Origin of the sequence: Dactylosporangium sp. McL0621 (genome assembly GCF_049995355.1) — a bacterium.
GTDB lineage: Bacteria > Actinomycetota > Actinomycetes > Mycobacteriales > Micromonosporaceae > Dactylosporangium.
In genome coordinates this window covers 8,737,224-8,758,061 of the sequence record NZ_CP188259.1, presented here as the reverse complement: position 1 = coordinate 8,758,061, position 20,838 = coordinate 8,737,224, and the positions used below count along the sequence as shown (strand labels likewise).

Below are 20,838 nucleotides of genomic sequence, written 5' to 3'. Positions count from 1 at the left end.
AGCACGCTTTCGCCCGGTCGTGAACGAGACCAGTATCAGATGTGTCGTGTAATCGAAAGTTCTCGATATTAGGAGAGGACGCGCAGCTGGACCGTCGTGGCCATGTCGGTCAGCTGGGTCAGGATCTCCTGCGGGTACTGGGCCGCGACGTCGGTGAGCAGGTAGCCGTACTCGCCGCGGGTGGCCAGGATCTGCCCCTCCACGTTGACCTTGTGACCGGCGAAGATGCTGTTCACCTCGGCGAGGACGCCCGGAACGTTGTGGTGCAGCAGGGCGATGCGGTGCGTGTCCGGCAGCTGCTGCAGGTTGAGCGAGGGCAGGTTGACGCTCAGCGTGGTCGAGCCCTCGGCGACGTACTTGTGCAGCTTCTCGGCCACGAACGCGCCGATGTCGGACTGCGCCTCCTCGGTCGAGCCGCCGATGTGCGGCGTGAGGATCACGTTGGGCAGGCCGCGCAGGGCGGAGACGAACTCGTCGCCCTTGGCCTTGGGCTCCTGCGGGAACACGTCGACCGCGGCCCCGGCGAGGTGGCCGTTGTCGAGGTGCCGGCGCAGCGCGTCGTGGTCGATGACGAACCCGCGGCTGAGGTTCAGGAAGATGCTGCGGGGGCGCATCTTCGCGAACTGCCCCTCGCCGAAGAAGCCGCTGTTGCCCGGGCGGCCGTCGACGTGCAGGGTCACGATGTCGGCGACCTCGAGCAGCTCGTCGAGGGAGTTGCAGCGCACGGCGTTGCCGAGGGTGAGCCGCTCGGAGGTGTCGTAGAAGTACACCCGCAGCCCGAGATTCTCGGACAGGACCGACAGCTGCGTGCCGATGTTGCCGTAGCCGACGATGCCGATGGAGCGCCCGCGGACCTCGTGCGAGCCCGCGGCGTCCTTGTTCCACACGCCGTTGTGCATGTCGGCGTTCTTCTCGGTCAGCCGCCGGGTCAGCGCGATGATCTCGGCGATCGCCAGCTCCACCACGCTGCGGGTGTTGGAGAACGGCGCGTTGAAGACCGCGATGCCGGACTCGGCGGCGCAGCGCAGGTCGATCTGGTCGGTGCCGATGCAGAAGGCCCCGATGGCGCGCAGATGCGGGGCGGAGGCCAGGACGTTGGCGGTGACCTGGGTCTTCGATCGGATGCCGAGCAGGTGTACCCCGTCGAGCTTCGCGATCAGCTCCTCCTCGTCGAGCCCGCGCCCGACGGTCTCGACCTCGTAGCCCTCGGAGCGCATCCGCTCGACCGCGATCGGGTGGATGTTTTCGAGGAACAGGACCCGCACGGGGTCGGCCTGGGATGTCAGTGGCAGCACACTCCTACCCTAGGTGACCTCAGTTGCCACTGGTACGTGAGCCGCGACTCGTCCCGTCCTTTGCGGCTGGTCCGTGACGCTGGCCGCTCAGGTCTGCGACCGCGTGCCGTGTGCGCAGCTTGTCCCGGATCTCCTCCGGCGTGTACGCGCGCCGCTGACGCTCGGCCCGTGCCACCAGGACTCCCGTCGCCGCCACGCCGACGACACCGGCGAGGCCGGCCACCTTCCACCACTTGATGCGCATGAGGCCCTAGGGTAGTCCCGGTGATGGTCGATCTCGACGAGGCCGTGCGAATGACCCGCACGGGTGACCTCTGGGTGTTCCGTGGCCGTACGACCGCCGACCGCGCCATCCAGACGCTTACCAACAGCCCGGTCAACCACGTCGGCATGGCCGTCGTGCTCGACGACATGCCGCCGCTCATGTGGCACGCGGAGCTGGGCCGGTCTTTACCAGACCTGTGGACGGGCACCCGCCAGCGCGGGGTGCAGCTGCACGACCTGCGCGAAGCGGTGCTCGTCTGGGGCCGCCGCTACGGCCAGCGCGCCTGGCTGCGCCAGCTGTTCCCGGAGGTCGGCCCGGCCATGGAGGACGCCGTGCTGCGCACCGTCGCCCGCCTGGACGGCACCCCGTTCCCGTCGACGGCCCGGCTGGCCGGGCGCTGGTTCAAGGGCCGCCTGCCCCACCTGCGCGAGGCGACGAGCGGCAGCCTCGAGACCGCGTACTGCGCCGAGGTCGTCGCCGTGACCTACGAGGAGATGGGCCTGCTCGCGAAGGGGCGGCGCGCCAACTGGTACGACCCGGGCAAGTTCTGGAGCGGCGACGACCTCGAGCTGCAGCACGGGGCGGCGCTGGGCGAGGAGATCGCCGTCTCGCTGCCCGGGTGAACCCGCGGTAGCGCCGGGCGACCCCGCGGTCAGGCAAGAAATCCGACACATGGCGCCGCCGGTGGGGTGAAATCGACACGCTCGGTGTGGTCGCACCTATCGGACTTTTCGCCCGGCAGGCCATAAATGCTCATATGTTGCGGCGGGACGTGTCCGAAATATCGCCATCAATTGGGCGGCCATTGTCGGATGGCCAGAAGTCCATCAGGAGATCTGTACGTTCGGAGTGCTGAGTCCGCCAACGGGCCACGGTAGCGTTCTCGCGTGAAGGTGCAGCCCTTGCAGCCCCTCGACCACGCCGCCGCTACCCAGCCACTGCCGTCCCCGGCCGAGATCGAGGCCGCGCGGGCCGCCCAGCCGCTGCCGTCCACTGCCGAGATCGCCGCCGCCCTCCGAGCCACCGTGCCGAGAGCCCCGCAGGCCGTTGTCGTCCCGCTGGTCGTCGTCCCGCAGCAAGCCGTTGCCGCGCCGCGCGCCGGGGCCGTTTCCGCCGCGCCCGTGGAGATCGCCGCCGCGGTTGGCGGGGCCGTCGGGCCGGTCGCCGACGTCCCGGCCGCGGTGTCCATGGGCTTCGTCATGCGCCAGGTCACCGCGGCCGACCTGGGCGCGTCGCCGGTCAACCTGATCCTGGCCCGGCTCGACGCCGACGTCGAGGCCACCCAGCCGCTGCCGTCCCCGGCCGAGGTCACGGCCGCCGCCGCGGAACGCACCGCCGCCCGTGACGCCGCCCAGCTCGCCGACCGGGAGGCCGTTCCGGCCGTCGCCGCCCGGGACGCCGTCATCCAAGGTGAGACAGAGGCCGACGCCGGCCTCGTCGCGCGCCGGGCCATCGCGGCCCACTTCGGCGCACTGACCGACGAGGAGGTCCTCGCCGAGCTCGGGGCCGACGTCGACGACGCCACGCAGCCGTTGCCGCCGCCCCCGCCCAGGGAGCACCCGGTACACCGGCCGCCGACCGCGATGATCGCCACGCTCGCCGCCGGGGTGCTCGTCGTCGGGGCCGTGGCCGTCGTGCTCGTCGGGCGGATCGACCGGCCCCCGTCCGTCGCCGAGGACGTGGCGCCGCAGACGTTCTCATCGCCGCGGGCGCTCGTCGACTACCTCGACCGGCGCGGGCTGCCGTGCTCCGGGTACGAGGCCGTTGAGGCCCCCGCCGGGGTCGTCAAGGCCGGCGAGCGCGGGCGCTGCACGGCCGGCGGGCGCCAGGTCGGCGTCGGCGTGTACGCGGGGCACGCCGAAATCGAGGCCCAGTGGGCCGCCGAGGCCGGCCGCGGGCCCCTGTTCATGGCGCTCGGCGAGAACTGGACCGTCGACGGACCGGCCGACTGGACCAAGCGCGTGGCCGGGGTGATGGGCGTGCAGTACCGCGCGCAACCTTAGGGGCCTGAGCCCGCCACGGCCCGGCCATCCACTTCGCCACAGCCCCTAAGATGCTCATGTGCTCGATCCCTTCCTGCGCGCGTGGCTCGGAAGCTGGCCGTCCCCGGGGGGCCTCGTCGTCGTCGGTACCCCGCTACGGGAGAAGCCCCGCTGGGACGGGGGCGAGCAGCGGGCCCTCGGCGTGACCGACGGCGACGGCAACGGCGTACTCTCCGTGCCGCCCGGCGCCCGCGACGCCGTCGCCCGGCTCGTCGCCGCGACCCCGCCCGGCGCGCTCGACGCGGCCCTCGCCGAGCGGCTGCCGTCCCTGGTCGGCCGGCCCGAGCAGCGCTTCTTCACCGGCGTGTTCCGGTGGTCGGAGACGCCGGCGGCGATGGACAGCGCGGGGGAGTGGGAGCCCGCCGACACGCCCGGGATTCCCGACTGGCTGCGGCCCTTCCCCGGCGAGGTGCTCATCGCGCGGGAGCCGGGCACCGGGGCGTACCTGGCCGGGGTCGGGCTCAAGCCGCACGGGCCGTCCGGGGTCGAGATCTCGGTCGGCACGGACGAGCGGGCCCGCGGCCGGGGGCTGGCCCGCCGGCTCGTGTCCCGGGCCGCGCGCCGGATCGTCGCGGCCGGCGCGGTCGCGATCTACCTGCACGACCCCGAGAACACGGCCAGCGCCCACGTCGCCGACGCGTCCGGCTTCCCCGACGAGGGCTGGCGCATCCTCGCCCTGGCCGGCGCCGCGTAACGGCTGGACCGGAATCCGCAGATCCGCGCCGGGCGGGTCGATGAGTGCGGTGTGTTCCCCCGTCCCGGCGTGCACGTGGGCCGCCAGCCGATCTTCTCGCGGTCCGGCGACGTGCACGGGTACGAGCTGCTCTTCCGCGGCGACGCCGCCGCCGTCGACGCCGACGAGCGCGGCGCCTACGCCACGAGCCGGGTCCTGATCACCGCGTTCACCGGGATCGGCATCGAGCCGCTGTGCGGGCACGGGCTGTGCTTCGTGAACCTGACCCGGGAGTTCCTGGTCGGCGAGCTGCCCCTGCCGTTCGACGCCGAGCAGGTGGTCCTCGAGATCCTCGAGACCGTCGAGATCGACGACGCGGTCGTGGCCGCCGTCGAAAAGCTGGTGCGGCAGGGGTACCGCATCGCGCTCGACGACTACGTGTTCGGCCTCGGGCACGAGCCCCTGCTCGAGCTCGCCGCGTACGTGAAGATCGACATCCTCGAGACGCCGGGCGACGAGCTCGTCGCCACGGTCGAGCGCTGCCGCAAGGGCCACCGCCTCGCCGTCGACGGCTTCACCGGCGACCCGGCGACGGCGCGCCTGCTGCCGCACGTGCACTACGTGAAGGTCGACATGCTCGCCGGGGACCGCCACGCCATCGCCGCGATCGTCGACCAGTGCCGGCGCATCCCCCGCATCCGGCTCATCGCCCAGCGCATCCAGAACGAGGAGCTGCTGGAGCTGGCGATCCGGCACCGGTTCCAGCTGTACCAGGGCCACGCGCTGTCCCGCCCGCACCTGGTCACCACTCGGGCCCTGAACCCGACGCGGCTGGCCCGGGCGCGGCTGCTGACCGAGCTCGCCGCCGAGGACGTCGACCTCGACCGCGCCGTGGCCACGATCGAGCGGGACCCGGCCCTGGCCGTGCGCATCCTGCGCGGGGTCAACGCCGCCGCCAACGGCCTCAAGCGGCCGGTCTCGTCGATCTTCCAGGCGGTGGTACTGCTGGGCATCCCCCAGGTGCGGCAGTGGGCGACGCTCATGATGGTCGCCGACCTCGCCGACGGCGACGAGTCGGTCCTCACCGACGCCGTGGTCCGCGCCCGGATGTGCCAGACGGTGGCCGAGCACCGGGGCGCCGGCGCGGGCCCGACGGCCTTCACGGTCGGCCTGCTCTCGGCGATCGGCGACCTGCTCGGCGGCCCGGCCGGCGTCCTCACCGACCACCTGCCGCTGACCGCGGAGGTGGCCGAGGCGGTCGTGCACGGCCGCGGCGAGCTCGGCGAGGTGCTCCGCGACGTGCGCTCCTACCAGCGCGGCGAGCCCCGGCTGGAGGCCGACGGCGAGCTGCACGCGGAGCTGCTGGCCGCGCTCAGCTGGACGAACGCGTCACTGGCCGAGCCCGAGCCCGCCGCCTCGTAGCGGCACCGTCGTGTCGTCGGCGGACGCCGGCAGCCGCAGGGTCGTCTCGTCGGACGGGTCCGGCTCCGGCTCCTCGTCCGCATAGTCCGGCACCCAGAGCGGCACGACCCGGTGCGCGGTGGCCAGGACGGCCGAGACGACCAGGCCCGCGGTGCCGGCGATGCCGAGCGCCCCGCCCGCGTAGGCGACGAACAGCCGCCGGCGGCTCAGGTCGTCCACCGCCTGTTCGATCACCCCGTCGGTCAGCCGCAGCGCGGCCACCGCCCCGAGCAGCAGCCCGATCGAGACCAGGGCCAGGAAGACCGTCGTGTACGTGTTCGCCGCCCCGTACCGCACCCCGCCGTGGCGGCGCTGGGCGATCAGGATGAACAGGCTCGCCGCCGCGGCCCACGCGCCGACCACGAGCAGGGCGGCGACCGCGTCGCTGGGCCGGTGCCAGCCCGCCGAGAGCGTCGCCACGCCGACGAGGGCGGCGATCACCGCGCCGCCGAGCGCGACGAGCCCGCGCGTGCGGGGCGGCACGACGAGTACCAACGCCACCACCACCGACGCGGCGACCGTCGTGTGCCCGCTCGGCAGGCTGTTGCCGGCCGCGACCCGGTCCACGTCGACGCCGAGGTGCGGGCGGTAGATCAGCTCCTTGAAGTACTGCGTGGTGGCGTTCGACCCGGCGATGAGCAGCACCGCGCCGACGGCCAGGGCCACCCGCCGGCGGGCCACGGCGATGAAGCCGATCGCGATCGTGGCCCCGGCGACGGACACGACGGAGATGGTGCTGAGTGTGTCGTGCACCAGGCCGGCGACGCGGGCCTGGCCGATGCTGTTGCCCGTGAGCGCCACGAAGTCCAGCAGCTGGCCGTGTTCGCTGTGCACGAAGAACCGCCAGACCGCAACGAAACCGGCCGCCTGCGCGGCCGCCACGACCAGCAGCCACAAGGCGAGACCGAAAGGCCACCCACGCATGGCCAGCAAGATAACCCAATGGCGCCGATTGCGCCCATCGCGATATCCCTTGCCGCGGCCGTACCGCATGAGATCGGCTGGGCCGCATGCGCTCCAGTCCGTACCGGCCGGTCCTCACCCACCCCGTGCTGCGCCGTGTCCTGCCGGGCATCGCGATCTCCGCGCTCGGCGACGGCATGTCGCTGGTCGCCGTCAGCTGGCTGGCCCTGCAGCTCGCCCCGGCGGGCCAGCGCGGCCCCTGGGTGGCGGCCGCGGTCGCGGCGTACTCGCTGCCGAGCGCCCTCGGCGGCGCGGTGCTGGGGCGGTACCTGCGCCACCGCTCCGGCGCCCAGCTCGCGGGCTGGAACGCGATCCTGCGTGCGAGCGCCCTGGCCGCGATCGTGCTGCTGTTCGCGGCCGGCGCGCTGCCCCCGGCGCTGTACATCGGGCTGCTGGCGGTGTCGTCGCTGCTCGCGGCCTGGGGCTCGGCGGGGCGGTACACCCTGATCGCGGAGATTCTCCCGCCGGAGCACCATCTGGCCGCCAACGGCGCCCTGGGCACGCTCGCGGAGGCCGCCGCGATCGCCGGCCCGCCCCTGGCCGGGCTGCTCATCGGCTGGACCAACGCCGCCGTGGTCCTGGCGATCGACGCGGCGAGCTTCGCCGTGCTGGCCCTGACGTACCGGCTCGTGCCCACGACCCCGGCCGCCGCCCCGGCCGCGCGGACGCCGGTGCGCTTCGGCCGCGCCCAGCTCGCCCTGCTCGCGCTGTCGTTCGTGTTCTTCCTGCTCTTCGGCCCGTTCTACGTCGCGCTGCCGCTGCACATCGCCGACGACCTGCACGCGAGTGCGACCCTGCTCGGCCTGTACTACACCGTCTTCGGCATCGGCGCGGCCGCGGGCGGCCTGGCCACCGCGTACCTGCGCCGCCTGCCGGTCTGGCCCGTGGTCCTCGCGTTCGGCGTGGCGGTCCTCCCGCTCGGCCTGGGCGCCCCGCCGGCGCTGTCGCTGCCCGCGTTCGCGCTGGCCGGGCTGTGCTGGGCGCCGTACATGCCGATCGTGATGGCGGTCTTCCAGCGCACCACCCCGCCGGACCGGCTGTCGGCGGTGCTGGCCGCGTTCGGCTCGATCACCGTGATCGCGGTGCCGGTGGGCACCGCGGTCGGCGGACCCCTGGTCACGGCGGTCGGCCCCGAGCGGACGCTGCTGGTCAGCGCCGTGTCGCTGATCCTGCTCGGCGGCGTGGCGGCGCTCGCGGGTCAGGCGGCGAAGCGCGCGACCCGGCCGATCTCCAGCGCCACCCAGACGGCGCCGTCCGGCCCCACGGTGAGCCCGTGCGGCTCGGAGCCCGGCGTCAGCAGCGGGTAGGAGGTGACCCGGGCGCCGTCGGCGCTGATGTGGCCGAGACGGTTGCCGGCCCACTCGGTGTACCAGCAGCCGCCGGCCGGGTCGGCGACGATGGCATGCGGGCGGGCGGCGCGGTCCGGCAGCGGGTACTCGTCGATCCGGCCGTCCGGCGTGATCCGCCCGATCTGCCCGGCGCCGATCTCGGCGAACCAGGCGGCGCCGTCGGGCGTGGTGGTGATGCCGACCGGGGCCGCGCCCGCGGTCGGCAGCTCGTGGATCGCGCCGGTGTCGACCCGGGCGATCGCGTTGCCCTGGTTGAGCGTGCACCAGACGGCGCCACCGGGCCCGACGGCCAGCATGGACGGCATGGCGCCGGCGGTGGGCAGGTCGATCGGGGCCGTCGTGCCGTCGGGGTCGAGGCGCCAGACGCGGTCCGCGTTCAGCTCCGTGCTCCACAGCGTGCCGTCCGGCGCCGCCGCCAGGCCGAAGGGGGACGGCACCGGCCGGGAAGACAGCTCGCCGCCGGCCGTGATGCGCCCGATCGTGCCGTCCCGGAAGCAGGTGAACCACAGGGCGTCGTCCGCGCCGCGGACGATGATCGACGGGGCCGCCGCCGGGTTGGCCAGGGGGAACACGGTCGCCTCGCCGTCCGTGGCCAGCCGGGCGATCCCGCCCGCGTGGACCAGGGTGCACCAGAGGGCGCCGTCGGGGCCGGTCGTGATGCCGTAGGGGCCGCCGCCCGCCGCGCCGAGCTCGAACTCCCGCATGCCGCTTGCCGGTCGGTTCATGCGACAACTGTGCCACCACCGCGTCGCTCACGACTACTCTGGGTGAGATGATCCGTACGTTGCGTGTCGGTCTGGGTGTTCTCGTCCTGCTCCTCGGCGGGTGCGCGGAGAAGAACGACGACGCCGGGGAGCAGGCGCCGGCGTCCGGGTTCAACGCCGGGCTCACCGCCGTCGTCCACCCCTCGGAGGCGGCCGGCGGGACGCTGCACCTCGCCACCGCGAACGACGTCGACTCGTGGGACCCGACGCGCTCGTACATCAACGCCGTCTACAACCTCCAGCGCCTCTACGTCCGCACGCTGCTCACGCCCGCGGCCGCCCCCGGCACTACCGAGCTCGTGCCCGACCTCGCCGCGGGGCCGCCGGACGTCTCCGGCGACGGGCTCACGTACACGTTCCGCCTCCGCGACGGCAACGCCGACCAGCCGACGACCGGGTTCGTGCAGTACGCGGCGATGAGCACGAAGATGGCGCCGTTCGACAACGTGCACTGCCGGCGCGCGGTGCAGTACGCGGTGGACAAGAGTGCGGTGCAGACCGCGCGCGGCGCCGGGCAGATCGCCGGGGGCATGCTGCCGCCGGGCATCCCGGGCTACGACTAGGGGCTCGACCCGTACCGGACCAGGTCCGGTAGGCCGCAGGTCGACAAGGCCCGCGACGAGCTGCGCCGGTGCGGGAAGCCGGACGGGTTCGCCACGGTCATCGCCGGCACCGACACCCCGCGCTCGCTCAAGACCGCCGAGGCCGTGCAGGCCGCCCTGGCCCGGGCCGGGATCACCGCGCGGATCGAGCCGTCGGACCCGTCGCTCTACGCCCGCTCCACCATCGGCAGCCCCGCCAACGTGCACAGCAAGGGCTACGGGATCATCCTGTCGGCCTGGTCCGCCGACTTCCCGACCGGGTACGGCTTCTACCCGACGATCATCGACGGCCGGGAGATCCTGCCCAGCGGCAACAACAACTACGCCGAGCTCGACGACCCGCTGATCAACCAGCAGCTCGACAACGCGCGCACCACCGCCGACCCGGTCCGCGCGGCCGGGATCTGGCAGCAGGTCAACGCCGCGGTGATGGACAACGCGTCGATGCTGCCCCTGGTGTACGACGAGGTGCTCAACTACCGCAACCCGCGCCTCACGAACGTGTTCGTCAACCGGTACTACGGCACCTGGGACGCGACCGCCCCCGGCGTTTCGGGCTGACAGGTTTGGCCGCCGCGGGGCCGGGATATCGGGGTCGTATGTCTAGCACTGAGCGCCACGGAGTACCCCGGGTCGACGACGCCATCGACCTCGACACCATTCGCGACGAGGCCGAGGAGATCGCCGTGCCGGCGTTCGACTACATCGGCCAGCCCGTGGACGCGGTCGTCAGCGGCCTGACCGGCCACGCCCACGACCACGACGCCGACCGCGAGGACACGCAGGTCCCCGAGGAGGACTGACGGGTCACGGGCACGCCCACGGCTCGGCGGTCAGCAACTGCCGCAGGTGTACCGCGGGCCCGTCCGCGAAGCGCGTCGCGGGATCGGCCGCGATCGCGCGTTGCCACGTCAGCGCCCGGATCACGTTGCCGGCGATCCGGGCCCGCCGCAGGTCCTCGAGCAGCTCCGCGCGCGGGGCGAGGTCGGTGAAGGCCTCGAGGTAGGCGTCCCGCGCCCGGTCGTCGGGCACTTCTCGCAGGGCCACGAGCATGGACCCGAACGGGTGCCCGACCACGCTGTCGCCCCAGTCGTAGCAGCGCCCGCCGTCGGCGAACACGTTGCCGGGGTGCAGGTCGGCGTGGTCGATGCTCACCGGCACCCGGGACTCGCCCAGCGCCGCGGCGATGTCGGCGAACCAGGCCCGGCGGCTCCGGACCTCGGGCACGGTGCCGACGGCGTCGAGTATCTCGTCGAACCGCTCCGGCAGCCGCTCCGGGCGCATGTCCGTCATGCCGATGGCCAGCAGGTCGTCGACGGCGGGGGCCAGGGCGCGCTGCAGCTCGGCGTAGCGGGGCAGGGCGGCCGCGAACTCCGCCGGCCGGTCGCGCAGGGTCGGGCCGCCGTCGGGCAGCAGCAGCCGGCCGAGCGCCGGGTCGGCGGCGAGGGGCTCGAGGACGTGACCCGGGGCCAGCCGGTGCAGCAGCGGGGACAGGGCCACCTCGAACGCGGTGCCGGCGGCCGGGAGCTTGAGCCAGACCGCGCCGCCGTCGGTCTCCGCGCGCATGACTGTGCCCCAAGGCCGCACGCGGGGCACGGTGAGCGCGCCGGTGCGGCGCCGCCCCGCCTCGGCGAGCCGGTCGTCGAGCCATGCGGCCTCGTCGCTCACGCGGCCGGCAGCGGGTGGGCGCCCTCGGGACGCAGGCCGTCGAAGAGGATCGCCAGGTAACGCCGCCACAGGTCCGGCGGGGCGCCCGGCACCTGCTCGGCGACGTGGTTCGGCGCGCACATCAGCAGGAACACGTCGGTGCCGGTCACGTCGGCGCGGATCGCGCCGTGCCCGCGGGCCCGCCCGACGAGCGCGTCGACGGTCTCCACCAGGCGGCCGTGGACGCGGGCCACCTCGGCGTTGCCCGCGTTGGCCGCGTGCAGGAAGGTCAGGTCGCGCTGCTGGCGCTGCTCGGCCGCGACGGTCATGAACTCCAGCAGCGCCGCCCCCGGGTCCGGCGCGTCCGTAAGCCGCCGCCCGGCCGCGATGAGCCCCTCGACCCGGTCCAGCACGATCGCCGCGATCAGGTCCTCCTTGGTCGCGAAGTGCCGGAACACCGTGCCCTTGCCGATCCCGGCCCGCCGGGCGATGTCCGCGACCGAGGCGTCGAGCCCGCGCTCGGCGAACTCGTCTGCGGCCGCCGCGAGCAGCAGGCGGCGGTTGCGCGCGGCGTCGGCGCGCAGCGGTCGGGTCACCGCACCAAGTTAGCAAGCGGCGATGTTGACCGGGCGGTCCGTTTTCTCTAAGGTGACCGCATGGTCCGTTTGAGCATGCAAGCCGTCGTCGCCCGCCGGTACGGCCCGCCCGAGGAGCACGCGATCGAGGAGGTCCCGGCGCCGGAGCCCGGGCCCGGGCAGCTGCAGGTGCGCATCGCCGCCGTCTCCCTCAACCCCGCCGACGTGCGCCTGCCCGCCGGCGACTTCCGCGACGCCGTCGACCTGCCCTTCCCGCACATCCCCGGCAACGACTTCGCCGGCACCGTCACCGCGCTCGGCGCGGGCGTGACCCGGTTCGCGCCCGGCGACGAGATCTTCGGCTTCGCCACCCCGCGGGCCCTGCGGCACATGGGCAGCTCGTCGCTGAGCACGGGCGCCCTGGCCGAGTACGCGGTCTTCGAGGCCGACACCCCGTTCCTGGCGCACCGGCCGGACGCCGTGGGCATCGCGCAGGCGGCCGCCCTGCCCACCGTGGGGCTCACCGCCCGCGCGCTGCTGGCCACGGCCGGGATCGCCCCGGGCGAGCGGGTCCTCGTGGTGGGCGCCACCGGCGGCGTCGGCACCGCGGTGCTGCCCCTGCTGGCCGCGGCCGGCGCGCACGTGGTCGCCACCGCCCGGCCCGGGGAGGCGGACCTGGTGCGGTCCCTGGGCGCGGCCGGGACCGCGGGCTACGACGAGTACCCGTCCGGCGTCGACGCCGCCCTCAACCTGGTCCTGCCCGGCGACCGCCTCGGGCCCGTCGCCGCCGCGGTGCGGCCGGGCGGGCGCCTGCTGACCATCACGTTCCCGCCGCCGCCCGCGTTCGACGGCATCGACGTGCGGCTCGTGCTCGACATGGAGGGCCGGTACGGCGGGATGGCCGAGGTCGCGGCCGACGCGGCGGCGGGGCGGCTGCGGGCCCGGATCGACCGCGAGTACGCCTTCCCCGACGCCATAACGGCGCTCGCCGACTTCGCGCGGCGGCACAAGACCGGCAAGCTCGTGGTGCGGGTACGCTCGCGGGCGTGAAGATCGCCGCCGACGTCCTCGTCGCAGTCGTCGCCCTCCTGCACCTGTACTTCCTCGTGCTGGAGATGTTCCTGTGGACCGCACCGCGGACCCGGGCCGCGTTCGGCACGACCGAGGAGTTCGCGGTCGCGAGCAAGGCCCTGGCCGCGAACCAGGGCCTGTACAACGGCTTCCTCGTCGCCGGCCTCGCCTACGGGCTGATCGCGGACCGCCTCGCGTTCCAGGTCTTCTTCCTGATCTGCGTGATCGTCGCCGGCCTGTACGGCGCCGCGACCGCGAACCGCCGCATCCTGCTGGTCCAGGCGCTGCCCGGCGCCCTCGCCCTGGCCGCGGTACTCCTCGCCCGCTGATTCCCCTTGGCCGTCTTCGATATCCTCGGGTCATGACGCCGGAAGTCACCGCGGCCCGTCTCCGCCTCCGCCCCGGTCGCCGGGTCTGGGCCGGGCTGGCATCGGTGGCCGTGGTCGCCGGCGCGATCGCCTACCTGGCCCGGCACCAGCCGGCGACCGGGGCGAGAGCACTTGACGCGCACGACCGACGCGCTCGGCCGCTGACCGTCGCCGGGCCCGGCGCGCGGCCGGCCTACCGCAGGTCGACCGACCGCCAGGCGCCGCCCTCGCTCCACCAGACCACGCCCGCCTTCGCGGCCGACACGCCCGCGTCCGCGGCCAGGGTCAGCAGTGCCGAGGTCTGCAGGTCGTACGCCACCAGCGCGACCCGCCCGGTGCGGTACTCGGTGAAGAGCTCGTAGCGGCCCGCCACCGCCGTGTCGACGCTGATCGCGGTCAGGTTCCCCGGGATGCGACGGCGGTCGGTGCCGTCCGGGCGGCGGGCGTCGAACAGGTACCGGTCGCCGGCCGCCGTCACCATCGAGCGGCACCACGCCGGCGTGCACACGACCGACTCCGCGGCCGCCTTCGTCACCACCCGCCGCTCGCCCGTCAGCGGATCGGCGAGGGTCAGCGGGGCCTGGTCGTCGACGGAGAGCAGCCACGGCCACGCCGTGTGCCGGAACCGGCCCTCGAACGGCGTCGTGGTCACCGGGCCGCCGGTCACGGCCACGCTGCGCAGCTCGGTGCGGGCCGCGTCGCCGGGCGCGGCCGCCACCCAGTGCAGCCGGCCGTCGGCGACGACGAGGTCGTACTCCGAGTCGAAGAACACCACGGCCCCGGTGTCCGTGGTCAGCGACGCCGGGGCCGCGGAGCCGTCGAGCGGGGCACGCCACAGCCGGGTCTCGTAGTCGCCCTCGGGCCGGGCGGAGCTCTCGGCCCAGTACAGGTTGCCGCCGGCCGCGGTGAAGCCGAGGAACTGCGCGTACCGGGCCTTGTCGCGCCGGGCCAGCTCGAGGTCGCCGGACGGGGACCGCAGCAGCAGCCGGTCGGCGGTGCCGTCGGGCGCCGGGGCGGTACCGGCGGAGACCTCGGCCGTCGCGTAGAACAGCGGCGTGTAGTCCGCGCCGTCGGGGAGTTTCGCGGTGATCGACGCCGGCCGGCGCTCCATGGCCGGGGCGGCCGGCGCCGGAGCCGACACCGGCGGCGGCGTGGAAGACCGGTTGACCGTCGCCAGCAGCGCGCCGCCCGCCACCAGGGCCACGGCGAGCGCGATCAGGGGGCGGCGGCCGGTCACAAGAGCAACGTAGCAACCCCGTGAGAGTTTCATACTGTCGAAGCGCTTGACCTGCCCCCGACCAGGGGCGCGTTGACCCGGGAGTGTGGCGGCTCACACGATCCGCGCATGCGAAACAGATCGAAGAGGCTCGGCGCCGCGGCCGTGGCGGCCGTGGCGGTCGCGGCCATCGGCGTCGCCGTCCAGACCGCCGTGCGGCCCGCTGACGCCGCTGCCGCCGACCCGTACGCGTTCAAGAACGTGCAGATCGAGGGGGGTGGCTTCGTCCCGGGCATCATCTTCAACCAGTCCCAACAGGGGCTGGTCTATGCCCGCACCGACATCGGCGGGGCGTACCGCCTCGACACCGCCACGAACCGCTGGGTCCCGCTGCTCGACTGGGTGGGGCCGGACAACTGGGGCTACAACGGCGTCGCGAGCCTGGCCACCGACGCCGTCGACCCGAACAAGGTGTACGTGGCCGCCGGCATGTACACCAACTCGTGGGACCCCAACAACGGCGCGATCCTGCGCTCGTCGGACAAGGGCGCCACCTGGCAGACCACGCCCCTGCCGTTCAAGCTCGGCGGCAACATGCCCGGCCGCGGCATGGGTGAGCGCCTGGCCATCGACCCGAACAAGAACTCGGTCCTGTACTTCGGCGCGCCCAGCGGCAACGGCCTGTGGCGCAGCACCGACTCCGGTGTCACCTGGTCCAAGGTCACCGCGTTCCCGAACCCCGGCAACTACGCGCAGGACCCGTCCGACCCCAACGGGTACCTGACCGACAACCAGGGCGTCATCTGGGTGACGTTCGACAAGCGCACCGGCACCGCCGGCAACACCACGCAGACCATCTACGTCGGCGTGGCCGACAAGGACAACACGGTGTACCGCAGCACCGACGGCGGCGCCACGTGGTCCCGGATCGCCGGGCAGCCGACCGGGTACATCGCCCACAAGGGCGTGCTCGACACGTCCGGCGGCTTCCTGTACCTGGCCACCAGCGACACCGGCGGCCCGTACGACGGCGGCAAGGGCGACGTGTGGAAGTACAACACCGCCACCGGCGCCTGGACGCAGATCAGCCCCATCCCGTCCAGCAGCTCCGACGACTACTTCGGCTACAGCGGCCTGACCATCGACCGCCAGCACCCGAACACGCTCATGGTCGCCACCCAGGTGTCGTGGTGGCCGGACGCCATCTTCTTCCGCAGCACCGACGGCGGCGCGACCTGGACCCGCATCTGGGACTTCACGAGCTACCCGAACCGCAGCTTCCGGTACAAGATGGACATCTCCCGGTCGCCCTGGCTCGACTTCGGCACCAACCCGCAGCCGCCCGAGGTCACGCCGAAGCTCGGCTGGATGAACGAGGCCGTCGAGATCGACCCGTTCAACTCCAGCCGCTTCATGTACGGCACCGGCGCCACGATCTACGGCAGCACCGACCTGAACCTGTGGGACTCCGGCGGCCAGATCACCATCAAGCCCATGGCCCCGGGCCTGGAGGAGACCGCCGTCCTCGACCTGATCAGCCCGCCGACCGGCGCCCCGCTGATCTCCGCGCTCGGCGACATCGGCGGCTTCCGCCACACCAGCCTCGACGCGGTGCCGGCGGCGATGTTCAAGCAGCCGACGTTCACCTCGACGACCAGCCTCGACTACGCCGAGCTCAACCCGAGCGTCATGGTGCGCGCGGGCAACTTCACCGACTCGGACCGGCCCGGCGACAGCCACGCGGCGTTCTCCACCGACGGCGGCGCGAACTGGTTCCAGGGCAGCGAGCCGGGCGGCATCAACGAGGGCGGCACCATCGCGGCCAGCGCCGACGGCTCCCGGTTCCTGTGGGCGCCGAAGAACAGTGCCGTGGTGTACTCCGTCGGCTACGGCAACACCTGGACGCAGTCCACCGGCATCCCGCAGAACGCGATAGTCGAGTCCGACCGGGTCGACCCGAACACGTTCTACGGCTACTCCGGCGGCTCGTTCTACGTCAGCCACAACGGCGGCGCCAGCTTCACGGCCGCCGCGACCGGCCTGCCCACGACCGCCAAGTTCAAGGCCGTGGCCGGCGCGACCGGCGAGGTCTGGCTGGCCGGGGACACCGGCCTGTACCGCTCGACCAACGGCGGCACCTCGTTCACGAAGCTCACCACGGCGACGGCCGCCGTGAACGTCGGCTTCGGCAAGGCCGCGCCCGGGCGCACCAACCCGGCGGTGTTCATCGTCGGCACGGTCGACGGCAAGAAGGGCGTGTTCCGCTCCGACGACGCCGGCGCCAGCTGGCTGCGGGTGAACGACGACCAGCACCAGTACGGCAACATCGGCGAGGCGATCACCGGTGACCCGCGGATCTTCGGCCGCGTCTACATCGGCACCAACGGCCGCGGTATCATCTACGGCGACCGCACCGGCCCGCAGCCGTCGTACTCGGTCTCGCCCTCGGCGTCCGGATCGCGCTCGGCGTCCCCGTCGGTGTCGGCCTCCGCGTCGCGCTCCACCTCCCCGTCGGCGTCCGCCTCGCCGTCGCGCTCCGCCTCGTCCAGCGTCCCGGCCGGGGCGTGCAACGTCGCGTACAGCGTGACGGGCCAGTGGGGCGGCGGCTTCCAGGCCGCGGTGAAGATCACCAACAACAGCTCGGCCGCCGTCAACGGCTGGACGCTGAAGTGGACCTTCGCCAACGGCCAGACGATCACCCAGATCTGGGGCGGCGTGAACGCCCAGTCCGGGGCGAACGTGACAATCACCAACGCCGACTACACGAAGACCATCGCCGCGAGCGGCGGATCGGTGGACTTCGGGTTCCTCGGCAGCTGGAACAACTCCACGAACGCCAAGCCCGCGGCGTTCACGCTCAACGGCACCGGCTGCTCGGTGAGCTAGCCCGGTCGACTCGCCGGTCCCCGCGACGCCAGCCGCGGGGACCGGCGCTGCCGTTTCGCATAAGGTGCTCACGTGACCGTGCGCCGCCGTGCCGTGACCGTCCTGACCGCCGCCGCCCTCCTGCTCGCCGGGTGCTCCGCGAAGACCATCACCTTCACCCGGGGCGCGGGGCGCCCGCTGTCCGGCTCGTCGCAGGCCGCGACCGGCGCCGGGGGCGCGGCCAGGTGCACGTACACGCCGGACGCGACCGGCAGCACGACGGAGGTCGGCACCCCGCCGGCGAGCCCGAAGGCCGCGCCGGCCACCATGCACATCACCACAAACCTCGGGCCGATCGAGATCTTCCTCGACGGGCTGAAGGCGCCGTGCGCGACGGGCAGCTTCGCGTACCTGGCCGGCAAGCACTTCTTCGACAACACCAAGTGCCACCGCCTCACCGTCGAGGGCATCTGGGTGCTGCAGTGCGGCGACCCGTCCGGCACCGGCAGCGGCGGCCCCGCCTACCGCTACGAGAACGAGAACACCGGCGCGCCGTACGCCCGCGGGACCGTGGCCGTGGCCAACGCCGGGCCGGCCACGAACGGCAGCCAGTTCTTCTTCGACTACAAGGACAACCCGACCATCCAGCCGGACTACACGATGCTGGGCCGGGTCACGAAGGGCATGGACATCGTCGACCGCGTGGCGGCGGGCGGCCTGGCCGCGGAGGACCCCACGGGCACCGGCGGCTTCCCGAAGCTCGAGATCGTCCTGCAGACGGTGACCGTCACCTACCCTTAGCGGCTATGCGCCTGCACTGGCCCGACTGCCGCAACGTCCGCGACCTCGGCGGCCTGCCCGCGGCCGGGGGCCGCACCGTGCGGGACCGGGCGCTCGTGCGCGCCGACTCGCTGAACCGGCTCACCGCCGACGGGGTCGCGGCGCTGCACGCGCACGGCGTGGTCCGCGTCGTCGACCTGCGCGGCGTGGACGAGGCCGAGCGCTGGCCCAGCGCCCTCGCCGGGCACGCGATGGTCCACTCGCTGCCCCTGATCGACCCCGCCGACGACCCCGCCCGGGACCTGCCCGACCTGGCGCCGATGGGCGACGTGTACCGCGCGAGCATCATCGGCAACGGCCCGCGCGTCGCCGCCGTGGTCGCCGCCGTCGCCGCCGCGCCGCCCGGGGCCGTGCTCGTGCACTGCGCCGCCGGGCAGGACCGCACCGGCATCGTCGTCGCGGTGCTGCTGCGCGTGGCGGGCGTGCCCGACGACGAGATCGCCGCCGACTACGCGTTCTCGGCCGTCTGCCGCGAGCGCCCCGGCGAGGCCGAACCGGAGGCGATCCTGGCCGCCCTCGCGCGCGTCGACGAGCTGTTCGGCGACGTCGAGGCGTACCTGCGCGCCAACGGCATCGCCGAGGACCGGTTCGCGGCCGTCCGCGCCCGGCTGGCCGGCTGATGCGCGCGGTCGTCCTCGACTTCTTCGGCACGCTCACCGACCCGGGCGTCGAGGCCGGCCGGCGCGACGCGGCCGCCGTCACCGCCGCCGCGCTCGGGGTGCCGGCCGAGGCGTTCTGGACCGCGATGGGGACCTCGTTCACCGAGCGCATCACCGGGCGCCTCGGCGGCACCCGGGCCGTCCTGGCCGAGATGGCCCGTCGCTGCGGGGCGGAGCCGGGCCCGGCGAGCCTCGACGCGGCCGTCGCGGCCCATCACACGGGTGCGGTACCGCTGTGGCGCCCCCGCCCCACGGCGCTGGACGTGCTCAAGACCCTGCGCGGGCGGGGCCTGCGCCTCGCCGTGCTCAGCGACTGCGGGGCCGAGCTGTGCCAGGGGTGGGCCGGGACCGCGTACGCGCCGCTCGTCGACGCCACCGTGTTCTCGTGGGAGGAGGGCGCGCGCAAGCCCGATCCGCGGCTGTACGCCACCGCCGCGCGCCGGCTCGGGGTGGCGCCCGGCGAGTGCTGGTACGTCGGCGACGGCGGCAGCCGCGAGCACCAGGGCGCGCGGGCGGCCGGGATGCGCCCGGTCCTGGTGACCAACGCGGGCTACCCGGGGGCGGGCGCGCACCGCGACGACCCCGACTCCTACGTGCCCGCGGACACCGTCGACGACCTGGCCGACCTGCCCCTACTGCTGGAGGCTCACGGCTAGCTCGGCGGCCCGGTCCGCGAAGTCGCGCCACGCGTCCGGGGTCTCGGCCAGGTACCGCTTCGCCCGCTCCGGCGTCGACGGGCGCTGGGTCCACTCGTCGAGGCGCCCCGCCCGCACCCGGAACAGCACCAGCAGCCCGCCGGCCCAGCCGGCCGCGCGCAGCTCCTGCGGCTCCAGCGTGGCGATGCGCTGCGGGCTGACGATCCAGTCGAGCGCGGCCAGCTCCTCGTGGATCTCGGCGGCCAGCTCGAACGAGAGGTTCGCCGACGCCTTCTCCCGCAGCGCGACCAGGTCGGTGCGGGCCCGGTCCAGCTCGGCCGGCTCGCGGCGCAGGATCGCCCGGATCGAGGCGGCCAGCGCGTCACGGTCGCCGGGCGTCACGCCGCGGGCCGTGGCCATGTCGCGCTCGGCGCCGGTCAGCCGCGCCCCGGTGTAGGCCAGCGGCCGGATGCGGTGCAGCCCGGAGACGGCGTTGCGGCCCCGCGCGCCGCCCAGGTACGGGCCGAAGCAGCCGGGCTTCGGGACGTACAATATCCGGAGGCCGGGCGTGTGCGGACCGTCGTCGAGTCCGATATGGACGGTGGACTCCTGCCCGTCGCGGGCCCGGTTCCAGCGCGGTTTGCGCCGGCGCAGCAGGTTGCGCTCCAGCCACGCCGCCTCGTGCACGGAGTCGCAGACCACCGCCTCGACGGCCGCGACGAGCGGGACCATCCGGCGCAGGCGGGGCCGGTCGCGCAGGTCCGACCAGTAGGACGCCACCCGCGCCCGCAGCTGCGACGCCCGGCCGATGTAGAGCACCTTGCCGGCGGCGTCGCGGAACCGGTACACGCCGGGCGCGTACGGCAGCCTTCGAACCCCGTCGAGCATCTCGGTAGTATGGGCGAGATGCTGCTGCGCCGATACTTCCGGGGCCCGTACGTGAGCTGGGCCCAGGCGGTACACCCGGTCTCCGACGACGAGCGCGGCCTGCTGGTCTGGCTCCCGGCCGGCGCCGGCTTCGCGTACCGCCTCTACCCCGGGGGCGCGCCGGCCATCGAGGAGTACGCCGCCGCCCCCTTGCAGCGCCGCACCTGGACCGACCGCGACGTGCTGATCCTGCACCCGCCGGGCGCGGCCCACTCGGTGTGGTGGTTCTTCCGCGAAGGCGCGTTCCTGGGTTGGTACGTCAACCTGGAGGCCGTCCTCGCCCGGCATCCCGGCGGCATCGACGTCGTCGACCACCACCTCGACATCGTGGTCGACCCGGACCGAACCTGGCGCTGGAAGGACGAGGCGGACTTCGAGGCGTGCATCGACCGCCCCGGCTTCTGGACCACGGCCGAGGCGGCCCAGATCCGCGCGGAGGGTTCGCGGGTCGCGGCCCGCGCCGAGGCGGGCGTCTTCCCGTTCGACGGCACCTGGCGCGACTTCCGCCCCGACCCGGCCTGGCCCCTGCCACAGTTGCCGCCCTTGTAAATGCCGTTTCGACCATCTTCGAGCCATGTTCAGGTTAGTTTGGTGGTCTCTGCACCATTGGTATGGCACGGG

At 73.8% G+C, this 20,838-nt stretch carries 21 protein-coding genes and 1 pseudogene; 14 read left to right on the top strand and 8 right to left on the bottom strand.

Annotation, left to right across the window (positions count from 1 at the left end; genetic code table 11):
• Window positions 1-68: 68 nt before the first annotated feature.
• Window positions 69-1,295 (bottom strand): phosphoglycerate dehydrogenase, encoded by a 1,227-nt coding sequence (gene serA, locus ACPPVO_RS41500; RefSeq protein WP_426504061.1) that lies wholly within the window; start codon window positions 1,293-1,295, stop codon window positions 69-71.
• 19 nt (window positions 1,296-1,314) lie between these two features.
• Complete coding sequence (locus ACPPVO_RS41495) at window positions 1,315-1,539, bottom strand: hypothetical protein (protein ID WP_426504060.1); 225 nt, start codon at window positions 1,537-1,539, stop codon at window positions 1,315-1,317.
• Between the two features lie 23 nt (window positions 1,540-1,562).
• On the opposite strand from ACPPVO_RS41495, the gene ACPPVO_RS41490 reads away from it, so the two are divergent.
• The 4 genes from ACPPVO_RS41490 (at window position 1,563) to ACPPVO_RS41475 (ending at window position 5,697) form a co-directional block, all read left to right on the top strand.
• Window positions 1,563-2,183, top strand: a complete 621-nt coding sequence (locus ACPPVO_RS41490) for a hypothetical protein (RefSeq protein WP_426514787.1) — start codon at window positions 1,563-1,565, stop codon at window positions 2,181-2,183.
• Between the two features lie 264 nt (window positions 2,184-2,447).
• Window positions 2,448-3,563, top strand: coding sequence for a hypothetical protein (locus ACPPVO_RS41485; RefSeq protein ID WP_426504059.1), 1,116 nt, complete (start codon window positions 2,448-2,450; stop codon window positions 3,561-3,563).
• Between the two features lie 58 nt (window positions 3,564-3,621).
• The gene (locus tag ACPPVO_RS41480) at window positions 3,622-4,296 is read left to right on the top strand and encodes a GNAT family N-acetyltransferase (protein WP_426504058.1); all 675 of its coding nucleotides are present in this window, start codon (window positions 3,622-3,624) and stop codon (window positions 4,294-4,296) included.
• Between the two features lie 51 nt (window positions 4,297-4,347).
• Window positions 4,348-5,697: an EAL and HDOD domain-containing protein gene (locus ACPPVO_RS41475; protein ID WP_426504057.1), complete on the top strand. Its 1,350-nt coding sequence runs from the start codon at window positions 4,348-4,350 to the stop codon at window positions 5,695-5,697.
• On the opposite strand, the gene ACPPVO_RS41470 is transcribed toward ACPPVO_RS41475, so the two are convergent.
• Window positions 5,665-6,660, bottom strand: coding sequence for a phosphatase PAP2 family protein (locus tag ACPPVO_RS41470; RefSeq protein ID WP_426504056.1), 996 nt, complete (start codon window positions 6,658-6,660; stop codon window positions 5,665-5,667). The genes ACPPVO_RS41475 and ACPPVO_RS41470 overlap by 33 nt on opposite strands.
• A gap of 86 nt (window positions 6,661-6,746) precedes the next feature.
• Here ACPPVO_RS41470 and ACPPVO_RS41465 point away from each other — a divergent pair, with 86 nt between their 5' ends.
• The gene (locus tag ACPPVO_RS41465) at window positions 6,747-8,006 is read left to right on the top strand and encodes an MFS transporter (RefSeq protein WP_426504055.1); all 1,260 of its coding nucleotides are present in this window, start codon (window positions 6,747-6,749) and stop codon (window positions 8,004-8,006) included.
• On the opposite strand, the gene ACPPVO_RS41460 is transcribed toward ACPPVO_RS41465, so the two are convergent.
• On the bottom strand, window positions 7,898-8,773 hold the full coding sequence (locus ACPPVO_RS41460; RefSeq protein WP_426504054.1) for a virginiamycin B lyase family protein: 876 nt from the start codon (window positions 8,771-8,773) through the stop codon (window positions 7,898-7,900). The two genes, ACPPVO_RS41465 and ACPPVO_RS41460, sit on opposite strands and share 109 nt — an antisense overlap.
• Window positions 8,774-8,820: 47 nt before the next feature.
• Between ACPPVO_RS41460 and ACPPVO_RS41455 the strand changes: the two are divergent.
• Together ACPPVO_RS41455 and ACPPVO_RS41450 are read left to right on the top strand one after the other, a co-directional pair.
• Window positions 8,821-9,975 (top strand): annotated as a pseudogene (locus tag ACPPVO_RS41455) (ABC transporter substrate-binding protein).
• A gap of 38 nt (window positions 9,976-10,013) precedes the next feature.
• Complete coding sequence (locus ACPPVO_RS41450; RefSeq protein ID WP_426504053.1) at window positions 10,014-10,217, top strand: hypothetical protein; 204 nt, start codon at window positions 10,014-10,016, stop codon at window positions 10,215-10,217.
• 4 nt (window positions 10,218-10,221) lie between these two features.
• Here the strand turns inward: ACPPVO_RS41450 and ACPPVO_RS41445 are convergent, their stop codons facing one another.
• Window positions 10,222-11,082, bottom strand: coding sequence for a phosphotransferase (locus ACPPVO_RS41445; protein WP_426504051.1), 861 nt, complete (start codon window positions 11,080-11,082; stop codon window positions 10,222-10,224).
• Window positions 11,079-11,657, bottom strand: coding sequence for a TetR/AcrR family transcriptional regulator (locus ACPPVO_RS41440; protein WP_426504050.1), 579 nt, complete (start codon window positions 11,655-11,657; stop codon window positions 11,079-11,081). The genes ACPPVO_RS41445 and ACPPVO_RS41440 overlap by 4 nt, the downstream gene beginning before the upstream one ends.
• Window positions 11,658-11,717: 60 nt before the next feature.
• On the opposite strand from ACPPVO_RS41440, the gene ACPPVO_RS41435 reads away from it, so the two are divergent.
• Both ACPPVO_RS41435 and ACPPVO_RS41430 read left to right on the top strand, forming a co-directional pair.
• Window positions 11,718-12,686 carry an NADP-dependent oxidoreductase gene (locus tag ACPPVO_RS41435; RefSeq protein WP_426504049.1) on the top strand — a complete coding sequence of 323 codons (969 nt, stop codon included), beginning with the start codon at window positions 11,718-11,720 and terminating at the stop codon, window positions 12,684-12,686.
• The gene (locus tag ACPPVO_RS41430) at window positions 12,683-13,036 is read left to right on the top strand and encodes a DUF1304 domain-containing protein (RefSeq protein ID WP_360371876.1); all 354 of its coding nucleotides are present in this window, start codon (window positions 12,683-12,685) and stop codon (window positions 13,034-13,036) included. Before ACPPVO_RS41435 ends, ACPPVO_RS41430 begins: the two co-directional genes overlap by 4 nt.
• Window positions 13,037-13,268: 232 nt before the next feature.
• Here the strand turns inward: ACPPVO_RS41430 and ACPPVO_RS41425 are convergent, their stop codons facing one another.
• Complete coding sequence (locus tag ACPPVO_RS41425) at window positions 13,269-14,312, bottom strand: hypothetical protein (protein WP_426504048.1); 1,044 nt, start codon at window positions 14,310-14,312, stop codon at window positions 13,269-13,271.
• 108 nt (window positions 14,313-14,420) lie between these two features.
• On the opposite strand from ACPPVO_RS41425, the gene ACPPVO_RS41420 reads away from it, so the two are divergent.
• The 4 genes from ACPPVO_RS41420 (at window position 14,421) to ACPPVO_RS41405 (ending at window position 19,311) form a co-directional block, all read left to right on the top strand.
• On the top strand, window positions 14,421-17,177 hold the full coding sequence (locus tag ACPPVO_RS41420; RefSeq protein ID WP_426504046.1) for a cellulose binding domain-containing protein: 2,757 nt from the start codon (window positions 14,421-14,423) through the stop codon (window positions 17,175-17,177).
• Between the two features lie 72 nt (window positions 17,178-17,249).
• Window positions 17,250-17,957, top strand: a complete 708-nt coding sequence (locus tag ACPPVO_RS41415; RefSeq protein WP_426504045.1) for a peptidylprolyl isomerase — start codon at window positions 17,250-17,252, stop codon at window positions 17,955-17,957.
• Window positions 17,958-17,962: 5 nt separating this feature from the next.
• Complete coding sequence (locus ACPPVO_RS41410; RefSeq protein WP_426504044.1) at window positions 17,963-18,616, top strand: tyrosine-protein phosphatase; 654 nt, start codon at window positions 17,963-17,965, stop codon at window positions 18,614-18,616.
• Window positions 18,616-19,311: an HAD family hydrolase gene (locus ACPPVO_RS41405; protein ID WP_426504043.1), complete on the top strand. Its 696-nt coding sequence runs from the start codon at window positions 18,616-18,618 to the stop codon at window positions 19,309-19,311. The genes ACPPVO_RS41410 and ACPPVO_RS41405 overlap by 1 nt, the downstream gene beginning before the upstream one ends.
• On the opposite strand, the gene ACPPVO_RS41400 is transcribed toward ACPPVO_RS41405, so the two are convergent.
• A complete protein-coding gene (locus ACPPVO_RS41400; RefSeq protein WP_426504042.1) occupies window positions 19,288-20,178 on the bottom strand; it encodes a GIY-YIG nuclease family protein in 891 nt (296 codons plus the stop codon). The two genes, ACPPVO_RS41405 and ACPPVO_RS41400, sit on opposite strands and share 24 nt — an antisense overlap.
• Before the next feature lie 18 nt (window positions 20,179-20,196).
• Between ACPPVO_RS41400 and ACPPVO_RS41395 the strand changes: the two genes are divergently transcribed.
• Window positions 20,197-20,766: a DUF402 domain-containing protein gene (locus ACPPVO_RS41395; RefSeq protein WP_426504041.1), complete on the top strand. Its 570-nt coding sequence runs from the start codon at window positions 20,197-20,199 to the stop codon at window positions 20,764-20,766.
• Window positions 20,767-20,838: the final 72 nt, after the last annotated feature.

Coding starts and splice junctions, on each gene's coding strand:
- ACPPVO_RS41420 (WP_426504046.1), top strand. CDS start 14,421: ATGCGAAACAGATCGAAGAGGCTCGGCGCCGCGGCCGTGGCGGCCGTG.
- ACPPVO_RS41450 (WP_426504053.1), top strand. CDS start 10,014: ATGTCTAGCACTGAGCGCCACGGAGTACCCCGGGTCGACGACGCCATC.
- ACPPVO_RS41405 (WP_426504043.1), top strand. CDS start 18,616: ATGCGCGCGGTCGTCCTCGACTTCTTCGGCACGCTCACCGACCCGGGC.
- ACPPVO_RS41495 (WP_426504060.1), bottom strand. CDS start 1,539: ATGCGCATCAAGTGGTGGAAGGTGGCCGGCCTCGCCGGTGTCGTCGGC.
- ACPPVO_RS41465 (WP_426504055.1), top strand. CDS start 6,747: ATGCGCTCCAGTCCGTACCGGCCGGTCCTCACCCACCCCGTGCTGCGC.
- ACPPVO_RS41470 (WP_426504056.1), bottom strand. CDS start 6,660: ATGCGTGGGTGGCCTTTCGGTCTCGCCTTGTGGCTGCTGGTCGTGGCG.
- ACPPVO_RS41490 (WP_426514787.1), top strand. CDS start 1,563: ATGGTCGATCTCGACGAGGCCGTGCGAATGACCCGCACGGGTGACCTC.
- ACPPVO_RS41400 (WP_426504042.1), bottom strand. CDS start 20,178: ATGCTCGACGGGGTTCGAAGGCTGCCGTACGCGCCCGGCGTGTACCGG.
- ACPPVO_RS41460 (WP_426504054.1), bottom strand. CDS start 8,773: ATGAACCGACCGGCAAGCGGCATGCGGGAGTTCGAGCTCGGCGCGGCG.
- ACPPVO_RS41395 (WP_426504041.1), top strand. CDS start 20,197: ATGCTGCTGCGCCGATACTTCCGGGGCCCGTACGTGAGCTGGGCCCAG.
- ACPPVO_RS41435 (WP_426504049.1), top strand. CDS start 11,718: ATGGTCCGTTTGAGCATGCAAGCCGTCGTCGCCCGCCGGTACGGCCCG.
- ACPPVO_RS41410 (WP_426504044.1), top strand. CDS start 17,963: ATGCGCCTGCACTGGCCCGACTGCCGCAACGTCCGCGACCTCGGCGGC.